This window comes from Pseudoalteromonas sp. TB41, assembly GCF_000497975.1.
Lineage (GTDB): Bacteria > Pseudomonadota > Gammaproteobacteria > Enterobacterales > Alteromonadaceae > Pseudoalteromonas > Pseudoalteromonas tetraodonis.
In genome coordinates, this window is record NZ_AUTH01000003.1 from 15,770 (window position 1) to 32,135 (window position 16,366).

Below are 16,366 nucleotides of genomic sequence, written 5' to 3' on the forward strand. Positions count from 1 at the left end.
TCGCTTAAGCACGAGGGTGATGCTCAGCATGCACCGATTTTAATCGCTCATTCGCTACATGCGTATAAATTTGGGTAGTTGATAGGTCGCTGTGGCCAAGCATCATCTGCACCACACGCAAGTCAGCCCCATGATTTAATAAATGCGTTGCAAATGCATGTCGCAAGGTATGGGGTGATAACGGCGACTCAACGGATGCTAAAATAGCATAGTGTTTAATCCGATGCCAAAAAGTTTGTCGTGTCATACCCACCCCTCGCTTTGAGGGAAATACAAAATCGGTGGCGTGTTTTATCATTTGTGCGCGCCCGAGCTTTAAAAACTGCTCGAGCCAATACATAGCTTCTTCACCTAAAGGCACTAGCCGCTCTTTGTTTCCCTTACCTTTTACAAACACCACAGCTTGGCGCAAATTTATTTGCTCCATTCTAAGCCCCACCAGCTCAGTTACCCGCAGGCCTGTTGCATACAGTAACTCCAGCATGGCTTTATCGCGCAGCCCCATTGGCTCTTCAATGTTGGGCGCACTTAATAGCGCTTCTACTTCGGCCTCAGATAGCGTTTTTGGTAACGACTGCCCTGCCTTTGGCTGAGCAATATTGACCATAGGTGAGTCGCTAATTATTTTTTCACGCACAAAGTACTGATAAAAACGTTTTAATGCACTAATACTTCGCGCAGTGCTGCGTGGTTTTAGCCCTAAATCAACGCGGTGTGCTAGGTAACTTTCAACATCTAGGCTGGTTACCGTCATTAAATTTTCGCCTTTTAAAAACTGGCAAAACTTATCTAGGTCACTGCGATAGGCGCTCAGTGTATTTTCGCTCACGCCTTGCTCTAAATAGAGGCTATCTAAAAAGGTTTCTAAAAAGTCGCTATTGCTGCTTAGCTCAGTATTTTGTTCAGGTAAATCGTCAGATAGCGTTGTCACGTTGTGATCTCATGTTGGTAATACCACGGGAGAAGGTATCAATTAAAAATACCTTACGGTAAACTTGAGCCTATCATAACAGGCAATTACACAGTGATAAATACGATGCAGATTGGTTTATTTTTTGGTTCTACTACCTGCTATACCGAAATGGCGGCAGAAAAAATACGCGATATTATTGGCGCCGACATTGTCAGCTTACATAATATTAAAGACGAGCCGCTTAAAAACGCTGAGCAATATGACTTTATCATTTTTGGTATTTCTACGTGGGACTTTGGCGAAATTCAAGAAGATTGGGAATCAAAGTGGGACGACATAAAAGACGTTGACCTAAATGGTAAAACCATAGCCTTATTTGGCATGGGCGATCAGCAAGGGTATGGTCAGTGGTTTCAAGACGCATTAGGCATGCTTCACGACGAAATAAATGCCCAAGCCATTACTCAATTAGGCTTTTGGCCGAACGATAGTAATTACGAATTTGAAGCATCAAAAGCACTTACCGAAGACGGTAAACAATTTGTTGGTTTAGCCCTTGATGAAGATAGTCAGTACGAGCTAAGCGACGAGCGTATTGCCACGTGGGTAGAACAAGTGATGACAGAGTACGCTGAAACCCTATAACTCACTATTGCAAAGAGCGCTGCCATGCAGCGCTTTTTAATATTTAACTACTCTACTTTTAACCAGTATTGGTTACGGTAAAAAAAGCCCACATAACCGCGCACTTCTAGTTTTTCGCCATTTTGCTGCGGTGTTAAACGCACGCTGTAGGTTTTACCATTATTGGGGTCGAGAATTTCACCGTCTTCCCAACTACCGTCACCCGCATAGGTCACATCTTCAATAATGGTCATCCCCAACATAGGCTGATTCTTTTTATCACCATCACACTCGGTGCAAAGTGCATCTTGCTTGGCTTTATTGAGTATTTTTTCAATTTTTCCAGTCAGCACGCCATCTTGCTCAGTAATGCGCACGTACGACTTAGCCTCGTTAGTCTCTTCGTTAATAGTTTTCCAAAGCCCAACCGGTGTGGGGTTAGCAAAAACCTCAGAGGTGTTAAATAAGCTGCCCGCTAAAAGGGCTAGTAATAGTATTTTTTTTGTTTTTTTAGTTAATAAATTCATCAGATTACTTTAAACATGAGTCAATAATGGCGCCATACTAACAATCCTTTATAAAACACTCTACGTAAAAATGCTTTAGGCATACAGCGTGGTTTACATATTTAAATAAAACGCCTTGCACAGTGCAATGTAGTCTTGACTGTAAGCATTACTTAACTCCCTTATGCATAGGGTGCTTTTACTTACTTCGCCATCATCATAACTAAAAGTCATCAAACTGCGGCTAAAGGGCTTATTTGGCATAGCTTGTACTTGGCAGTGACGATTTAAATACAGCTCTTGCTGCTGTGCTAATGTTATAAATAACTGCGCCTCAGAGGTGGGTAAAATAAGATTAAAACGCGAATGTTGATGACTTAGATGCCTAAACGCACCAAGCAGTTCTGCAAAACTTAAACCATCGGTATGGCGAGCGGTATTTCGCGCTGCATTATCACCTTTTAAACTGTGATTAAAATAAGGCGGATTAGCTATAACACAATCAAATAAACCCACAGCCTCAAACTGCTGAATAGGCTGATGGTAAATACTAATATCTCGCCAAGGGCTTTGCTGGCAATTTTGTACAGCTTGCTGGTAGGCGGCCTTATCAACCTCAACCGCACTCACCTTTAAATCTGGCACTCGCTGTTTACACATTAACGCCAGTAACCCCGTACCTGTGCCAATATCTAATAACGAACTTGCACCGCTTAAATCAGCCCATGCCCCAAGTAAAATACCATCGGTAGATACCTTCATGGCGCACTGGTCGTGCTCAACCTTAAATTGTTTAAATGCAAAACCAGACATTTTTTCACCTTTTCATTCACCAAGTAGGTTTAAGTGCGTATAATTAACGGCAATTGTCCCCTATTTTTGACACTCTATGCAATTTTCTGAATTTGATCTTGATAATAAGCTACTCAATGCTATTAATAAAATGGGTTTTGAAACCCCTACTAGCATTCAACAACAAGCCATTCCTGAGGCGTTGCAAGGGCGTGATATTTTAGCGTCTGCACCGACAGGTACGGGTAAAACGGCGGCATTCTTAATTCCAGCAATTCAATATTTAATGGATTTCCCGCGTCGTGATCCGGGCTTTGCACGGGTATTAATTATGACCCCAACTCGCGAGCTTGCTTATCAAACTCATGAACAATGTGAGTTACTTGCAAAACAAACCCACTTAAAAATTGGGGTGGTTACCGGCGGTATTAATTACGGTACACACAAAGAAATTTTTGAAAATAATAACGACATTTTAATCGCCACACCTGGGCGTTTAATGGAGTATTTGGAAACTGAAAACTTCCACGCAGAAAACGTAGAAATGCTCATTCTTGATGAGGCCGACCGCATGCTCGACATGGGCTTTCGTAAAGAAATGCTGCGTATTTGTGATGAAGCTAAAAATCGTCGTCAGTGCTTTTTATTCTCAGCTACTCTTGAAGGTGACAGCGTAGAATTATTTGCAGAGCGTATTTTAAACGACCCGGCTCTGCTTGAAGCCGAATCATCACGTAAAGAAAAAGCTAAAATACATCAATGGGTTCATTTAGCCGATGATTATCATCATAAACTTGAGCTATTAGTTAACACCTTAAACGGCCCTGATGTTAGTAAAGCGATTGTGTTTGTAAAAACTCGTGAGCGCCTTGAAACCCTTATTGGTGAACTAACCAATAACGGCGTTAAAGCTGCGTGGCTACGTGGTGAAATGCCACAAGATAAACGCATGAAAGCGATGGAAAATTTCCACAGTGGCAAAACCCGCATTTTAGTCGCGACCGATGTCGCCGCGCGTGGTATTGATGTAGCTGATATAAGCCACGTAATTAACTTTGATATGCCTCGCACTGCAGATGTTTACGTACACCGTATTGGCCGTACAGGCCGCGCGGGTAAAAAAGGCATAGCGATTTCACTAATTGAAGCGCACGATATTGGCATCCTTTACAAAGTAGAACGTTACATAGAGCAAAAGCTAAAACGCCGTGTATTTAAAGGATTAGAGCCAAAACATAAAGAAGCTAAGCCACCAGTTAAAAAGCGTAAAGATCCAGTAAAAATGAAAGCGAAGAAAAAAGCCAAAGCTAAAAAGAAAAAATAGCTTTAGCTTTAATACATTTGATTGAGCCGACGTTTGTCGGCTTTTTTGTGGCTTAAAAACAGTGAGTAAGCAATTCAGAGTAATATGTAAAAACTACTTAGCTGAATAACCAATTAATAAAATATCCAATTATTTCAAATAGTTAATCTTGGAATGAAACTTGTAACCCTATCGAATATACGAGTATTAAAACGCCGAGTAATGGCGTTGTTTTTTAGTAACACACTAAGGATATAGTTATGAGTCGCATTAAATTTACTATCGGTTTTATTTCGTTTTGTTGTTTATTTTTATTAGTCTCTGCTTTTAAAGTTAGTGCAGCAACGCATTTAGCAGTAGTAAGTAGTGTGGCCACACAACCTAATTTACAACAATCTATTACTCATGAGTTACGTACTAATCCAAATTTAGAATTAGAAAATTTGAACGTACAGGTCGAAAATGGCGACGTTGAACTTAAAGGCAAAGCTAATAACGGTTTTGAACGTGCTCTTGCACAAAAATTTTTAGAAAATATGGATGGAGTTAAAGTAATTCGCAACAAAATTAGTGTTATTTAATACACCTCCTTCTTAACTTATTCTTCAGCGCTGCTTGCTTCTCCAACACAAGCGGCGCTTTTTATGGCCTGCACAATATAAATTCAATACAGACATAATCCCAATCCAGTTTAAATAGCTTGATTAAAAGCTTTTTCGTTTACGCACCAATCGCGACGCTAATTGCAGCTACTTAAACCATTGAATCCTTTATTACTCACAGACACTTACTATATAGGGCTTGCATCAAGCTTGAGCACAAATTCGATTAATTAAGTAATCTATTTTGAGATGAGAAACCTTATCGATATAGTTTTCTAATTGAGACGCTTTTAACTTAGTTAACGCAAGGCTTTAATTACTTCAGATCATCAATTAATTATTATAAAAAAGCGCGTTTTACTTTGTAAAAACGCGCTGATAGTCAGTAACTATTTCCCAATGCTTTTACCATGGGGTTTTAAATTATTTACTCACCTTGTCTTGCATCAGTATTATTGTCACCCTCTTTATTTGCTGACTGCTGACTTATTTTATCGCTTATCATGGCATCGAGTTTTTCACCGCCCTTAATACCAAAATCCAGCGTACGAATAGGAAACGGAATACTTATATCAGCAGCATCGAGTGCTTGCTTTACTGCCACAACCCCTTTGTGACGCACCGTCATAAAATCGGGCTCACCAGGGTATTTAATCCAAAACCATACCAGTAAGTTTATACTGCTATCACCAAAGCCTTCTGCGTACACCGCGGTCTCATTTTTGCGGATCACAAAGTCGAATTGATTAATTTTTTCGACAATAACTTCACTGGCTTTTTCTATATCATCAGCGTAAGAAATACCTACAGGTACCTCTATTCTTCTGACCCCTAAAGTGCTGTAATTACGCAGTACATTTCTAAATAGTATTTTATTAGGAACCAGTATCAACTGCCCGTAAAAGCTCTCTATTAGTGTGTTGCGCAAGTTTATTGAGTGTACCGAACCAAACACATTATCGGTTTCTATGACATCACCCGCTTTGAACGGTTTACGAATACCCATAGCAATACCCGCAATTAGGTTTTCGGTCATATCTTGAAAAGCAAAACCAATGGCGAGACCAACAATACCTGCCCCCGCAAGCAGTGACGTAACGGTACTTTTTAAGCCCATAAAATCAAGGGCAATAAAGACCCCGACACTCAGAACAATAACTTTAAAAATGGAGGCCATTAAGTCAGCAATTTGAGTAGAATCGAGCGAGCGACGCAATACTTTTTTCATTCCTTTGCCTGCAAGGCGGGCAATAAATGAAAATAGAATGGCAATAATCACCGCGACTATAAAGTTAGGGATATGACTTATAACAACATCAAACCAACCGCCGAGCTTCTCTTCTATAAGTTTTTCGGCTTCTGTAATTGAGGGAATTGAGAGCATTTATTTTATACCTTAGTTTCTATTAATAACCTAAGGTTTGCAAAAATAGCGCCAGTATAAAAAAAGCCATGCAATGCATAGCTTTTTGGGTATGTGTTTAGCTGCAAATAGCGCTAAATTTAGCTTTGCTCTTCGCGCAAAAATACCGGTTCAAGTTCTTTAGTGGTTGCTTCTGAGCTAAAGTAATAACCGGCCACGGTAAACTCTTTAAGCTGACTTAATTGCGTGACTTGGTTTTCGATAAGGTAACGCGCCATCATGCCGCGCGCTTTTTTAGCGTAAAAGCTAATCACTTTATATTGACCGTTTTTACAGTCTTTAAAATGTGGCGTAATAATTTGTGCGTTAAGCGTTTTTTTATCTACCGCTTTAAAGTATTCGTTAGACGCTAAATTAACTAAGTATTGTGCATCTTGTGCCGCTAAAACGTCGTTAAGTTTATTAGCAATAATACTGCCCCAAAACTCATATAGGTTTTTACCACGGCTGTTTTCAAGCTTTGTACCCATTTCTAGGCGGTAGGCTTGCATTAGATCAAGTGGTTTTAATAATCCGTATAATCCCGAAAGTATACGTAAATGGTCTTGAGCGTAATCAAGCTGCTTAGTAGTGAGGGTATTAGCATCTAACCCGCCGTATACATCGCCGTTAAAGGCAAGCACCGCTTGTTTAGCATTACTCGTAGTAAACGGTTGCGCCCACTCACTAAAACGTGCTGCATTAAGGCCCGCGAGTTTATCGCTAATTTTCATTAAACTGCCAATTTGCGCAGGAGTTAGTTCACGGCATACTTTCATGAGCGCTTCGCTGTGCTCAAGTAATTCAGGTTGAGTGAACTTATCTGTTGCGGGTGGCGTGTCGTAATCAAGATTCTTTGCTGGTGAAATAACAGTGATCATAGTTAGCTATTGACTTGTAAATTATTTAATGTCAATTTCAACATTAAATGAGACGAAAAGCACGTTTTGTTTAAAATTATCCTACCTAAAACTCAACCGTTACCGTTTTTTCATTGATAAGGACATAAGACCTATCAAGCATTGTCACACTGTTGCAGTATAGCTATATTAAGGTAGTTTAGATTTTCTTTTAACTTGCTTGGAATGAGGAAAAGCAAATGACTAGCGCTCTACAAAGGCTTAAACAACATTCTTCTATCGTGGCCGACACGGGCGATATAGAAGCCATAAAAAAACATCAACCTGAAGATGCGACTACCAATCCATCGCTGCTTTTAAAAGCGAGCGAGATTGAAGCTTACAAACCTTATCTAGATAAAGCATGGCAATACGCTAAAGAAACCGAGCAACAGCCTGCAAAACAACTAGAGCTGGCTTGTGACTATTTTGCAGTGTTACTCGGTAAAGAAATTAGCGAAATTGTTCCGGGTTATATTTCTACTGAAGTTGATGCACGTTTATCATTTGATACCCAAGCAACAATTAATAAAGCACATACTTTACTAAGCCTTTACGAGAAAGAAGGTGTAAGCAAAGACAAGATTTTAATTAAAGTTGCCTCTACTTGGGAAGGCATTAAAGCCGCAGAACAGTTAGAAAAAGAAGGCACTAAATGTAACTTAACGCTTTTATTTAGTGATGCTCAAGCCCGTGCCTGTGCTGATGCAAACGTATTTTTAATTTCGCCATTTGTTGGCAGAATTTTAGATTGGCACGTAGCAAACGGTATGGAAAAACCAACCGACCCGCTACAAGATCCTGGCGTACAATCGGTGCGTAGTATTTTTGAGTTTTACAAACGTCACGATTACAAAACGGTTGTTATGGGCGCAAGCTTTCGTAACACCGGTGAAATTATTGCCCTTACAGGCTGCGATAAGCTAACAATTAGTCCTAATCTTTTAGAAGAGCTAGGTAATTTAGAAGACGCACAAGAGTACTTACTAGAGAGCGACATTGCTAAAGAGCCAAAACCTGAGCCACTTAGCGAAGCACAGTTCCGTTGGTTACATAACCAAGACGCTATGGCCACTGAGAAACTAGCTGAAGGTATTCGCTCATTTGCAGATGCGCAAGAGCAACTAGAGGCACGCTTTAAAGCGATGTAACTAACAGCTGTTTAATGAGTTAAAAAACGTCGCTTTTAGCGGCGTTTTTTTATGCCTGCGATTTACTTTAAATACTCGACTTGTCCCCATTTACGTTCTTTTTGTATTGATCTTCATCAAAATACCACCCATCAGTAACAGTTTCGTCACATTTATATTCTATTTTATTAATAGCTGTGGTATAGATACTGCCGAGGTTCAAAAAGTGGTCAATAGGAGATAATCAATGGATAGCCTAAACGAAATAATAGAGATATTAGAAGGTTCTGATACATCGAAAAAAACCTCTCAAAAAAATAAAAAAAGAAAATGGCGCGAAATAGAAGCAATAAAAGATAAGCAACGTTTGCGCAAAGAACTACAGGAGCTCGACTATTTTGCTGATAGTATTGCTATAGATGAATTAGAGTTTTAATCAACAACAGCAACTAAAAAGGCTTTCATTTATGAAAGCCTTTTTTAATACCAATTACCCTATACTTGCCAATTAATGGGCTGTGCTCCTTGCGCTATTAACAGTTCATTGGTTTTTGAAAAGTGCTGACAGCCAAAAAATCCGCGATGCGCAGAAAGCGGTGAAGGGTGCGGCCCAGACAATACATGATGGCGCTGGCGATCAATGCTTTTACCTTTTTTTTGTGCATGTGCGCCCCACAAAATAAACACCACTCCTTGGCAATGCTCATTTATATGAGTAATTACGTTATCGGTAAATTGCTCCCAACCTAAATGTTTATGGGAATGGGCTTGCCCTTGCTCTACTGTTAGTACGGTATTAAGCAAAAACACACCTTGATCTGCCCAGCTTTGTAAATAGCCATGCTCTGGCGTAATAAAACCATTAATGTCAGTCACTAACTCTTTATAAATATTTTTAAGTGAAGGCGGGAGCTTTTTAACTTCAGGCAATACTGAAAAGCACAAGCCATGCGCTTGCCCTTCTCCATGGTAAGGGTCTTGACCTAATATAACCACTTTAATGTCGCTAAGTGGAGTTGCATCAAATGCGCTAAACACCTGCGGTTCTGGTGGGTATACAGCAATGCCTTCAGCTCGTTTATTCGTAACATATTCAAGGGTTTGCTGCATATATGCTTGGCTAAGTTCATGGTTTAAAAAAGATGACCAGTTGCTCATAATTGACTCTTAATAAGTTTTCTAGATACCTCAACTTTGTCACACATTTGTGCTAATCCATCAAGCATTCTAGGGGAAAAACGATGTAATAAATCCGCGTTAACACTAATAAATTGCTCATATTTAACCGCGGGAACTTCAGGCCATTGCTGCCAATTTACTGTGGGTATTACCCGTTTTGACTTTTCATTAGGGATAATAATAATTTGTGGCTTAGTTACTATCACGTTCTCAATGCTGACTTGTGGGTAATCTGTGTCGCTGTTTGCAAATACATTGGTTACTTGGCAGGTTTCGATTAACTGATTGATCCATGTATTTTTTGATACCGTCATCATAGGCTCTGGCCACAGCTGATAAAACCCAGAAAGCGTGGTTTTATTATGCTGCGCGGCTTTAATTGCGTTGAGCTTAGCTGTAAATGCCTCAGCTACTTTTTTACTTTGCTCAATATGACCGGTTAATTGACCTAATTTTAGTATTTCCTTAGCAACGCCTTCAATAGAGCGTGGATTACTTAAATGCAATTCAATCCCTAGTCGCTTAATTTGTGCCAAATCTTCTGCCTGATTACCGCTTTTCCACGCAATCACCATGTCAGGCTTGAGCATGAGTAACTTTTCGATAGAAATACCATTATAGCCGCCGATACGCTCAATTTTAGTCGCCTCTTGTGGGTAATCTGCGTAATCCAGCGTGCCCACTATTAGATCACCCGCCCCAATGGCATATAAATTTTCGACTATGTGTGGCGCTAGAGCCACAATACGAAGCGGCTTGTCGGCTAAGGCTTGGGGTGCACTAACTGCAAACAATAACAGCCCAACAACAATGCGTTTTAACATTAGTAATCAAAGCCCTTTAGTGCTTTTACGCCCGACTCAAATGCATGTTTTACATTTCGTACTTCACTTACCGTATCGGCCAGTTCAATTAAGGTGCGGTGCGCAGCACGACCAGTCACTATCACCGACTGCATTGCAGGTCGGTTGCTAATTGCAGCAACAACCTCATCGAGGTCGACATAGCCATAAGTAACCATATAGGTGAGCTCATCAAGTAATACCACGTCGATACTGCTGTCGCTTAGCATCCTCTTTGACTCTTGCCATGTTGCTTGCGCTGCCGCGGTATCAGCCTCTTTATTTTGCGTATCCCAAGTAAAACCAGTGTTCATAACAGCAAATTCGACCCCAGCCCCTTGCAGTAAATTACGTTCACCACATTCCCACGTACCTTTAATAAACTGACACACGGCCGCCTTTTTGCCGTGACCAACACAACGTGCAACCACACCAAATCCAGAAGTAGATTTACCTTTGCCATTACCGGTAATAACCTGAAAAATACCTTTTTCTTGCTGTGCTGCTGCTACACGAGCATCAACCTGTTCTTTTACTTTTTGCTGGCGCTGTTGGTGCTTGTCGTTTGTTGATTCAGTCATTGTTATGTCCTTGGTAAATTTTAATAATTTGTTCAATATTTAACTGTGTTTGGCACATATCAGCGAGCCGTTCTAACTGGCGTTCGCGATGCTCATTAATGCTGATGGCATTAATGTCACTGTCTGGTTTTAGCCACTTTAATAGCAGCTCCGTAGTAGCTGCGTTGTCGAACAAGCCATGTAAATAAGTACCGGCAATGGCATTATCGTCACTAATAAAACCATCCGTAGTAAAGCCATTGGGGTGTTTATTAAAGTGAATAAGTGGTTTATTGAGCGCTTGACCTTTACTGATCCCAGCATGTATTTCATAACCCTGACAAGCAACCTGCTGCTGGTTTAAACTAATAGTGGCGTTTACTTGGCTTAGCACTTTTTGTTCACCTAATGTGGTATCAAAATCACTAAGTGCTAACCCAGCCATTTGCCCTAATGATGATTCCACCGCATTGGGGTCGCTAATAGTATTACCTAACATTTGCATACCGCCGCAAATACCCAGTACTTTGCCACCATAACGTAAGTGGCGTTTAATTTGCTGATCCCAGCCTTCATTTTTTAAAAATACCAAATCACTAAGTACATTTTTACTGCCAGGCATAATGATTAAGTCAACGGATGGAATCGCTTGAGTATGACGCACATAGTTTATATTTATATTTGGGTGCAATCGCAGTGCATCAAAATCAGTGTGGTTACTAATATGAGGCACCAGCAGTACCGCAATATTAATGCTGGCTTCGGTCACATTATTATCTATGGCAACGGCATCTTCGGCATCAAGAGCTAAATCGTGTAGGTAGGGTAACACCCCTAACACAGGTTTACCTGTGTACTCTTCAAGCCAATCTAACCCGCCTTGTAATAGGCTAATGTCACCACGAAAACGATTAATAACAAAGCCTTTTACCCGTGCTTGCTCTGACTCGCTTAATAGCGCCAAAGTTCCTACTAGGTGAGCAAACACGCCCCCTTTATCAATATCGGCAATAATAATAACCGGACAATCGACCTTTTCGGCGTAGCCCATATTGGCAATATCGTTTGCCCTTAGGTTAATTTCAGCTGGGCTACCAGCCCCTTCAACCAGCAATAAATCAAAGCGTTTAGCTAAACGATTATGTGAGGTTAATACCGCATCCATAGCCACTTTTTTATAGTCATGGTAAGAGTCGGCTTCCATATTGCTAATAACTTTGCCATGAATAATTACTTGTGCGCCGGTATCACTATTGGGTTTGAGTAATATGGGATTGAAGTCTATTTCAGGTGCTACTTTTGCTGCAACGGCTTGTAATGCTTGTGCTCTACCAATTTCACCGCCATCATGCGTTACGGCACTATTAAGCGCCATGTTTTGCGGTTTAAATGGCGCAACATTAACGCCTTGATTAGCAAACACTCTGCAAAGCGCTGCAACCAAGGTACTTTTACCCGCATCGGAAGTAGTGCCTTGTACCATTAATGTTTTCATTATTTACCCACCAGCTGGCGCTTACGAAAATACAATATACTTAAAAAGAATAGACTGCCAATAGCCGCCGTGATCACCCCGATTGGCAGCTCTTGGTTGCTTAATAGTGAACGAGCAAGCACATCGACCCATACCATAAATATGCCCCCGACTAATCCGGTCATTAATAACCCAACACGGCTACCTTGAGAGATAAAAAAGCGCACTATGTGCGGCACCATTAAGCCAACAAAGCCAATTCCGCCACAGTTAGCAACCAATACGGCCGTGATCAACGAGCTTAAAATAAGCATTAAAATTCTAAAGCGATGCACCCTAACACCAAGCGTTGTCGCGCTTTCATCGCCTAACAACATCGCATTAAGCTGGCGCCTAAAACCCAACATGATTATTGTACATGCCATAATGACTAAGGCAGGTAACAGCAGCGACTGCCACTGTGCTCTAGCAAAACTACCTAAAGTCCAAAATAAAATAGCCGCGACTGCTTGTGGATCGCTCCAATAAAGTAACAAACTAGTAAAAGCACTAAATAAAAATGATAAGGCCACCCCTGCCAATAACATCGACTCAACTTGAGCGTTGCGCTGGCTACCTGCAATTAAAATTAATAACCCCATCGCAACTAAACTGCCGGTTAATGCCGCCCCAGATAGTGCAATACCCGCCCCAGCTCCTACCAAGGACATTAATATAACCACCCCTAATGAAGCACCAGACGAAATACCAAATAAATAAGGATCAGCTAAGGGATTACGGGTGACTGTTTGTAGTATTAAACCTGCAATCGCTAAGCCACTACCGGCTAAAAAAGCCAACAAAGTACGTGGCATTCTTAATTCAATAATAATGCGGCTGGTAAATGAAGCCTCGTTTGAAAAGGTTAAGCTTTGGTATACATCTGCGAGCGACGTAGGTACCGCACCAAAACTTAGTGCGATAAATAAACTCAATAGTGCGCATAATAGCGCAGCGATTAATGCAACGGCATGGTTAGAAAAGGCCGTCATATTATTGGTATCCATAATAATAAGTAATATGAGGAATAGCCTCACCTTTAATTGTTGCTTGAGGGTGAGTGCTCACTTGAGCACAAACACCAAACACCTCATCCAGCATCTGCTCAGTGACCACGCTACTTGGCTTACCTGCATCAACAACTTTTCCATTTTTAATAACCACTAACTCATCGCACATTGCTGCGGCTAAATTTAAGTCATGAAATGACGCGAACACCGTAATACCTAAAGATTTAGCCAGCTCCATAAGTTGAATTTGATATTTCACATCAAGGTGACTAGTTGGTTCATCCATAATAAGAAGTTGTGGTTGCTGCACAATAGCGCGGGCAATAAAGGCTCGTTGCTTTTCACCGCCAGATAGCGAATCAAATAATTGAGTGCTATGAGATTCAAGCCCCACGTGACTAATAGCTTGAGCTATTTTTTGTTTATCCGCTTGAGTCGTCGTACTAAATAAAGTTTTATGTGGCGTAAGCCCTAACGCAACCACGTCGAATAACGAAAGGTTAAATTGCGACGGTGTTTCTTGTAGCACAACAGCAACCTGCTTAGCGTAGTCTTCGCTTTTTAGTTGCCAAATATCGGTATTATTAAATTTAACCTCGCCTGCTGATGGCTGATTAAATCGATATAAGCAACGCAGTAAACTCGATTTTCCTGCCCCATTAGGGCCAATTAAACCAATAAATTTACCACGCTCAATACTCACATTAATATGCTTAAGGATTAAGGTATTACCCACTCGCCAAGAGACATTATTTACGGTTAAAAGCGTTGTTTGTTTAGAGGTTTGAGTGTGCAAAAAATTATCCTAGGCAGAGAAAACCCACACTCAGTACCACAAGTACCAAAAAGAAAATGAGTTAACCCGCTCGTTATATGAAGTTTTAAGGCACTTGTATCTGACTTACAGTAAAACTGTTCACAGTTACGGGTATAGTTGAGGAGTTTCACCTCATTCCAAATGCTTGGCTATTATGCGCAGATAAGTAAATAATTTAAAGCAAAAAAAACCGCACTCAACTGAGTGCGGTTAAAAGGGAGTGTTTTAACTAAGTATTAGTTAAAACTTATATTCCATACCTAAAGCTAGGTAATCTTGGTCAACGTTGTTGTCCATATCAAAACTTGAGTAAAAGCCAAACACTTTAAGGTTTTTGTTTAGCTTATGATCAACACCCACTGTTACAGCGCTTTTATCATCGCTGTCATCAAAGTCCATTGCTTGGTATTGAACTTTAAAAGTGTTACTACCCATTAGGTAAGCTGCATTCACTAAATAGCCATCAGCTTCTGCGCTGCCGTCTAATTTTTCTTGTGTTTGGTACATAGCGCCAAGTCTAAAATCTTCAATTTTACCTTGTACTGTTGCACGTACTACATCGTAGCCGTTCACTTCGCTATCAGCAGCAATGGCAGCATATACTGCGCTCTTTTTAAGGCCTGCATCACCGTAAGTTAACGCCACTGAGTAGCCATTTTTGGCATCTACATCGTCTTCGGCAATAAATGTAGCAAGTACTTTAAAGCCTTCGTAGCTTTTAGATGTATAAGTGATCGAATCACCTAAGCGGTTTTCACCTTTAAAAACATTTTTAATATCGCCTTCAAGGTCATTAAATAAATCTAACTTACCTTGTGATTGTTTAAGCGCTGTATCGTTACGACCCACAACAACTTGACCATAGGCACCTTTTAAACCTACGTACTGGTTACGTGCAGAAATATTGTCGTCATTATCACCTTTCGAGTCAGCATCAGATACATCAACTTGAAACTCAAACTTATAAACTGCTTCTAATCCATCAGTAATCTTTTCAGATCCTTTTAGGCCAAAGCGAGATGCATTACTTTTAATTTCAGTGAAAGACCCTTCACCATCATCAGATGATTGAACGGTTACATTTGCTTTACCGTAAATATCTACCTCTGCAAGTGCATTAAAAGATAAACCACTAAGTAGGGCTAAGCATAAGCTCGATTTTGCAAATTTCATGTTATTTCCTCGATAATCACAAGAGACTAATTTTTAAAACAGCGGCAGTGTGTCACTACTAAATGACAAAAATATTACAAAGGACACATTTTTGTCTTTTTAAGTTAATAAAACTGCATTAAATCTGAAATCAAAATAACATGTAAAATAAACTGCCTACTGACTACCTACTTTGTTTCAATAAACTCGGTGTCATTCGCGACAGCAAATTAACCAAGGTTTCTATCAAGTCTTTCTGTTCGTTATCTCTATGATAGGCAACAAATACATCTCTTGAAGTATTTTCTACCCCTTTAACATGAAAAAGTTCGCCTTTTTCTAAATGATCTTTAACTAATACCTGTGGAATAAAAGCACTGCCGCCACATTGCAGTATTAAATCAAGCGCAATTCGTCCTGTACTGGTTCTAAAATAAGGCGGTGTTTTACCGGTAAACTGACGCGCATGCCAAAGAGAAAACGTGGTTCCCCAATCAACATACACATATTGATTATCAAAAAAGTTATCACTGGTTGCCGTATCGTAACCACTCACCGGAATAATAGGCAGTTCACAAATACGTTCAACCACAAGTTCATCAACTTTAGGGGGATCAAACAAAATGGCTAAATCAAGTGTACGCTCCAACAATAAGCGAGTACTTTCTTGTTGCGCCTTCACTTCTGCCACCAGTGATACACCAGGCATAGCCGATACAATATTTGTAATACCAAACTGTAAAAATGCATCCCAAATATTAGGCGTACCTGCTAAACTAATTTGCTTATGCATATTATCTGCAAGTGCAACATCCACTTTGGCTCTTTGCATCCCAGTAATAATCATTTGCGCATGCGGTAACAAGCGCTCACCTGGGGCGGTGAGTTGAATATTATTACGCTGACGAATAAATAAATTTACGCCTAAGCCCTGCTCTAATTGGCGAATTCTAAAACTCACCGCAGACTGCGTTATGTATAGGTTTTCTGCCGCTTTACCAAAATGGCGAGTACGCACCACTTCAACAAATGTTTTTAATAAATCTATGTCCAATTTTTTATCCTCACGATAAAAATTTTTTGTTTAAAAAAATAGCGATTATGTCCCATACTCCAGCTAAT

Annotated in this window: 18 protein-coding genes; 5 read left to right on the forward strand and 13 right to left on the reverse strand. The window is 40.3% G+C overall.

Annotated features, from left to right (window positions below; translation table 11 throughout):
• Window positions 1–4: 4 nt before the first annotated feature.
• On the reverse strand, window positions 5–931 hold the full coding sequence (gene xerD, locus L641_RS0100155; RefSeq protein ID WP_008110662.1) for a site-specific tyrosine recombinase XerD: 927 nt from the start codon (window positions 929–931) through the stop codon (window positions 5–7).
• Window positions 932–1,036: 105 nt separating this feature from the next.
• Here xerD and fldB point away from each other — a divergent pair, with 105 nt between their 5' ends.
• Window positions 1,037–1,558 carry a flavodoxin FldB gene (gene fldB / locus L641_RS0100160; protein ID WP_008467792.1) on the forward strand — a complete coding sequence of 174 codons (522 nt, stop codon included), beginning with the start codon at window positions 1,037–1,039 and terminating at the stop codon, window positions 1,556–1,558.
• 47 nt (window positions 1,559–1,605) lie between these two features.
• Here fldB and L641_RS0100165 read toward each other — a convergent pair whose 3' ends face one another.
• Both L641_RS0100165 and L641_RS0100170 read right to left on the reverse strand, forming a co-directional pair.
• On the reverse strand, window positions 1,606–2,064 hold the full coding sequence (locus L641_RS0100165; protein ID WP_016900533.1) for a DUF2147 domain-containing protein: 459 nt from the start codon (window positions 2,062–2,064) through the stop codon (window positions 1,606–1,608).
• A 93-nt stretch (window positions 2,065–2,157) separates the two neighbouring features.
• Window positions 2,158–2,856 carry a methyltransferase gene (locus L641_RS0100170; protein ID WP_024600789.1) on the reverse strand — a complete coding sequence of 233 codons (699 nt, stop codon included), beginning with the start codon at window positions 2,854–2,856 and terminating at the stop codon, window positions 2,158–2,160.
• 76 nt (window positions 2,857–2,932) lie between these two features.
• Between L641_RS0100170 and srmB the strand changes: the two genes are divergently transcribed.
• Together srmB and L641_RS0100180 are read left to right on the forward strand one after the other, a co-directional pair.
• Window positions 2,933–4,159 carry an ATP-dependent RNA helicase SrmB gene (gene srmB / locus L641_RS0100175; RefSeq protein ID WP_024600790.1) on the forward strand — a complete coding sequence of 409 codons (1,227 nt, stop codon included), beginning with the start codon at window positions 2,933–2,935 and terminating at the stop codon, window positions 4,157–4,159.
• Window positions 4,160–4,398: 239 nt separating this feature from the next.
• Complete coding sequence (locus L641_RS0100180) at window positions 4,399–4,719, forward strand: BON domain-containing protein (RefSeq protein ID WP_024600791.1); 321 nt, start codon at window positions 4,399–4,401, stop codon at window positions 4,717–4,719.
• A gap of 448 nt (window positions 4,720–5,167) precedes the next feature.
• Here L641_RS0100180 and L641_RS0100185 read toward each other — a convergent pair whose 3' ends face one another.
• Window positions 5,168–6,124 carry a mechanosensitive ion channel family protein gene (locus tag L641_RS0100185; RefSeq protein ID WP_024600792.1) on the reverse strand — a complete coding sequence of 319 codons (957 nt, stop codon included), beginning with the start codon at window positions 6,122–6,124 and terminating at the stop codon, window positions 5,168–5,170.
• 119 nt (window positions 6,125–6,243) lie between these two features.
• Window positions 6,244–7,023, reverse strand: a complete 780-nt coding sequence (yaaA, locus tag L641_RS0100190; protein WP_024600793.1) for a peroxide stress protein YaaA — start codon at window positions 7,021–7,023, stop codon at window positions 6,244–6,246.
• 218 nt (window positions 7,024–7,241) lie between these two features.
• Here yaaA and tal point away from each other — a divergent pair, with 218 nt between their 5' ends.
• Together tal and L641_RS0100200 are read left to right on the forward strand one after the other, a co-directional pair.
• Window positions 7,242–8,192 carry a transaldolase gene (gene tal, locus L641_RS0100195; protein WP_008110647.1) on the forward strand — a complete coding sequence of 317 codons (951 nt, stop codon included), beginning with the start codon at window positions 7,242–7,244 and terminating at the stop codon, window positions 8,190–8,192.
• A gap of 226 nt (window positions 8,193–8,418) precedes the next feature.
• Window positions 8,419–8,607 (forward strand): DUF3545 family protein, encoded by a 189-nt coding sequence (locus L641_RS0100200; RefSeq protein ID WP_008110646.1) that lies wholly within the window; start codon window positions 8,419–8,421, stop codon window positions 8,605–8,607.
• A gap of 59 nt (window positions 8,608–8,666) precedes the next feature.
• Here L641_RS0100200 and ung read toward each other — a convergent pair whose 3' ends face one another.
• From ung to L641_RS0100240, 8 genes are all read right to left on the reverse strand, one after another.
• The gene (ung, locus tag L641_RS0100205; protein WP_008467778.1) at window positions 8,667–9,329 is read right to left on the reverse strand and encodes a uracil-DNA glycosylase; all 663 of its coding nucleotides are present in this window, start codon (window positions 9,327–9,329) and stop codon (window positions 8,667–8,669) included.
• Entirely contained in the window at window positions 9,326–10,174 is an 849-nt protein-coding gene (locus L641_RS0100210; protein ID WP_024600794.1) for a cobalamin-binding protein, read from the reverse strand. The genes ung and L641_RS0100210 overlap by 4 nt, the downstream gene beginning before the upstream one ends.
• Complete coding sequence (cobO, locus tag L641_RS0100215; protein WP_008110641.1) at window positions 10,174–10,773, reverse strand: cob(I)yrinic acid a,c-diamide adenosyltransferase; 600 nt, start codon at window positions 10,771–10,773, stop codon at window positions 10,174–10,176. The genes L641_RS0100210 and cobO overlap by 1 nt, the downstream gene beginning before the upstream one ends.
• Window positions 10,766–12,247: a cobyric acid synthase gene (locus L641_RS0100220; protein ID WP_024600795.1), complete on the reverse strand. Its 1,482-nt coding sequence runs from the start codon at window positions 12,245–12,247 to the stop codon at window positions 10,766–10,768. Before L641_RS0100220 ends, cobO begins: the two co-directional genes overlap by 8 nt.
• Complete coding sequence (locus L641_RS0100225) at window positions 12,247–13,257, reverse strand: iron ABC transporter permease (RefSeq protein WP_008467771.1); 1,011 nt, start codon at window positions 13,255–13,257, stop codon at window positions 12,247–12,249. The genes L641_RS0100220 and L641_RS0100225 overlap by 1 nt, the downstream gene beginning before the upstream one ends.
• Window position 13,258: 1 nt before the next feature.
• Window positions 13,259–14,071, reverse strand: coding sequence for an ABC transporter ATP-binding protein (locus L641_RS0100230; protein WP_024600796.1), 813 nt, complete (start codon window positions 14,069–14,071; stop codon window positions 13,259–13,261).
• A 261-nt stretch (window positions 14,072–14,332) separates the two neighbouring features.
• Complete coding sequence (locus L641_RS0100235; protein ID WP_008110633.1) at window positions 14,333–15,265, reverse strand: porin; 933 nt, start codon at window positions 15,263–15,265, stop codon at window positions 14,333–14,335.
• 163 nt (window positions 15,266–15,428) lie between these two features.
• Window positions 15,429–16,298: a LysR family transcriptional regulator gene (locus L641_RS0100240; RefSeq protein ID WP_024600797.1), complete on the reverse strand. Its 870-nt coding sequence runs from the start codon at window positions 16,296–16,298 to the stop codon at window positions 15,429–15,431.
• Window positions 16,299–16,366 lie beyond the last annotated feature (68 nt).

Excerpts from the sequence above, each read along its gene's own strand:
- L641_RS0100180 (WP_024600791.1), top strand. The coding sequence starts at position 4,399 with ATGAGTCGCATTAAATTTACTATCGGTTTTATTTCGTTTTGTTGTTTA.
- ung (WP_008467778.1), bottom strand. The coding sequence starts at position 9,329 with ATGAGCAACTGGTCATCTTTTTTAAACCATGAACTTAGCCAAGCATAT.
- L641_RS0100235 (WP_008110633.1), bottom strand. The coding sequence starts at position 15,265 with ATGAAATTTGCAAAATCGAGCTTATGCTTAGCCCTACTTAGTGGTTTA.
- L641_RS0100225 (WP_008467771.1), bottom strand. The coding sequence starts at position 13,257 with ATGACGGCCTTTTCTAACCATGCCGTTGCATTAATCGCTGCGCTATTA.
- L641_RS0100200 (WP_008110646.1), top strand. The coding sequence starts at position 8,419 with ATGGATAGCCTAAACGAAATAATAGAGATATTAGAAGGTTCTGATACA.
- fldB (WP_008467792.1), top strand. The coding sequence starts at position 1,037 with ATGCAGATTGGTTTATTTTTTGGTTCTACTACCTGCTATACCGAAATG.
- cobO (WP_008110641.1), bottom strand. The coding sequence starts at position 10,773 with ATGACTGAATCAACAAACGACAAGCACCAACAGCGCCAGCAAAAAGTA.
- L641_RS0100170 (WP_024600789.1), bottom strand. The coding sequence starts at position 2,856 with ATGTCTGGTTTTGCATTTAAACAATTTAAGGTTGAGCACGACCAGTGC.
- L641_RS0100210 (WP_024600794.1), bottom strand. The coding sequence starts at position 10,174 with ATGTTAAAACGCATTGTTGTTGGGCTGTTATTGTTTGCAGTTAGTGCA.
- L641_RS0100165 (WP_016900533.1), bottom strand. The coding sequence starts at position 2,064 with ATGAATTTATTAACTAAAAAAACAAAAAAAATACTATTACTAGCCCTT.
- L641_RS0100185 (WP_024600792.1), bottom strand. The coding sequence starts at position 6,124 with ATGCTCTCAATTCCCTCAATTACAGAAGCCGAAAAACTTATAGAAGAG.
- srmB (WP_024600790.1), top strand. The coding sequence starts at position 2,933 with ATGCAATTTTCTGAATTTGATCTTGATAATAAGCTACTCAATGCTATT.
- yaaA (WP_024600793.1), bottom strand. The coding sequence starts at position 7,023 with ATGATCACTGTTATTTCACCAGCAAAGAATCTTGATTACGACACGCCA.
- L641_RS0100220 (WP_024600795.1), bottom strand. The coding sequence starts at position 12,247 with ATGAAAACATTAATGGTACAAGGCACTACTTCCGATGCGGGTAAAAGT.
- tal (WP_008110647.1), top strand. The coding sequence starts at position 7,242 with ATGACTAGCGCTCTACAAAGGCTTAAACAACATTCTTCTATCGTGGCC.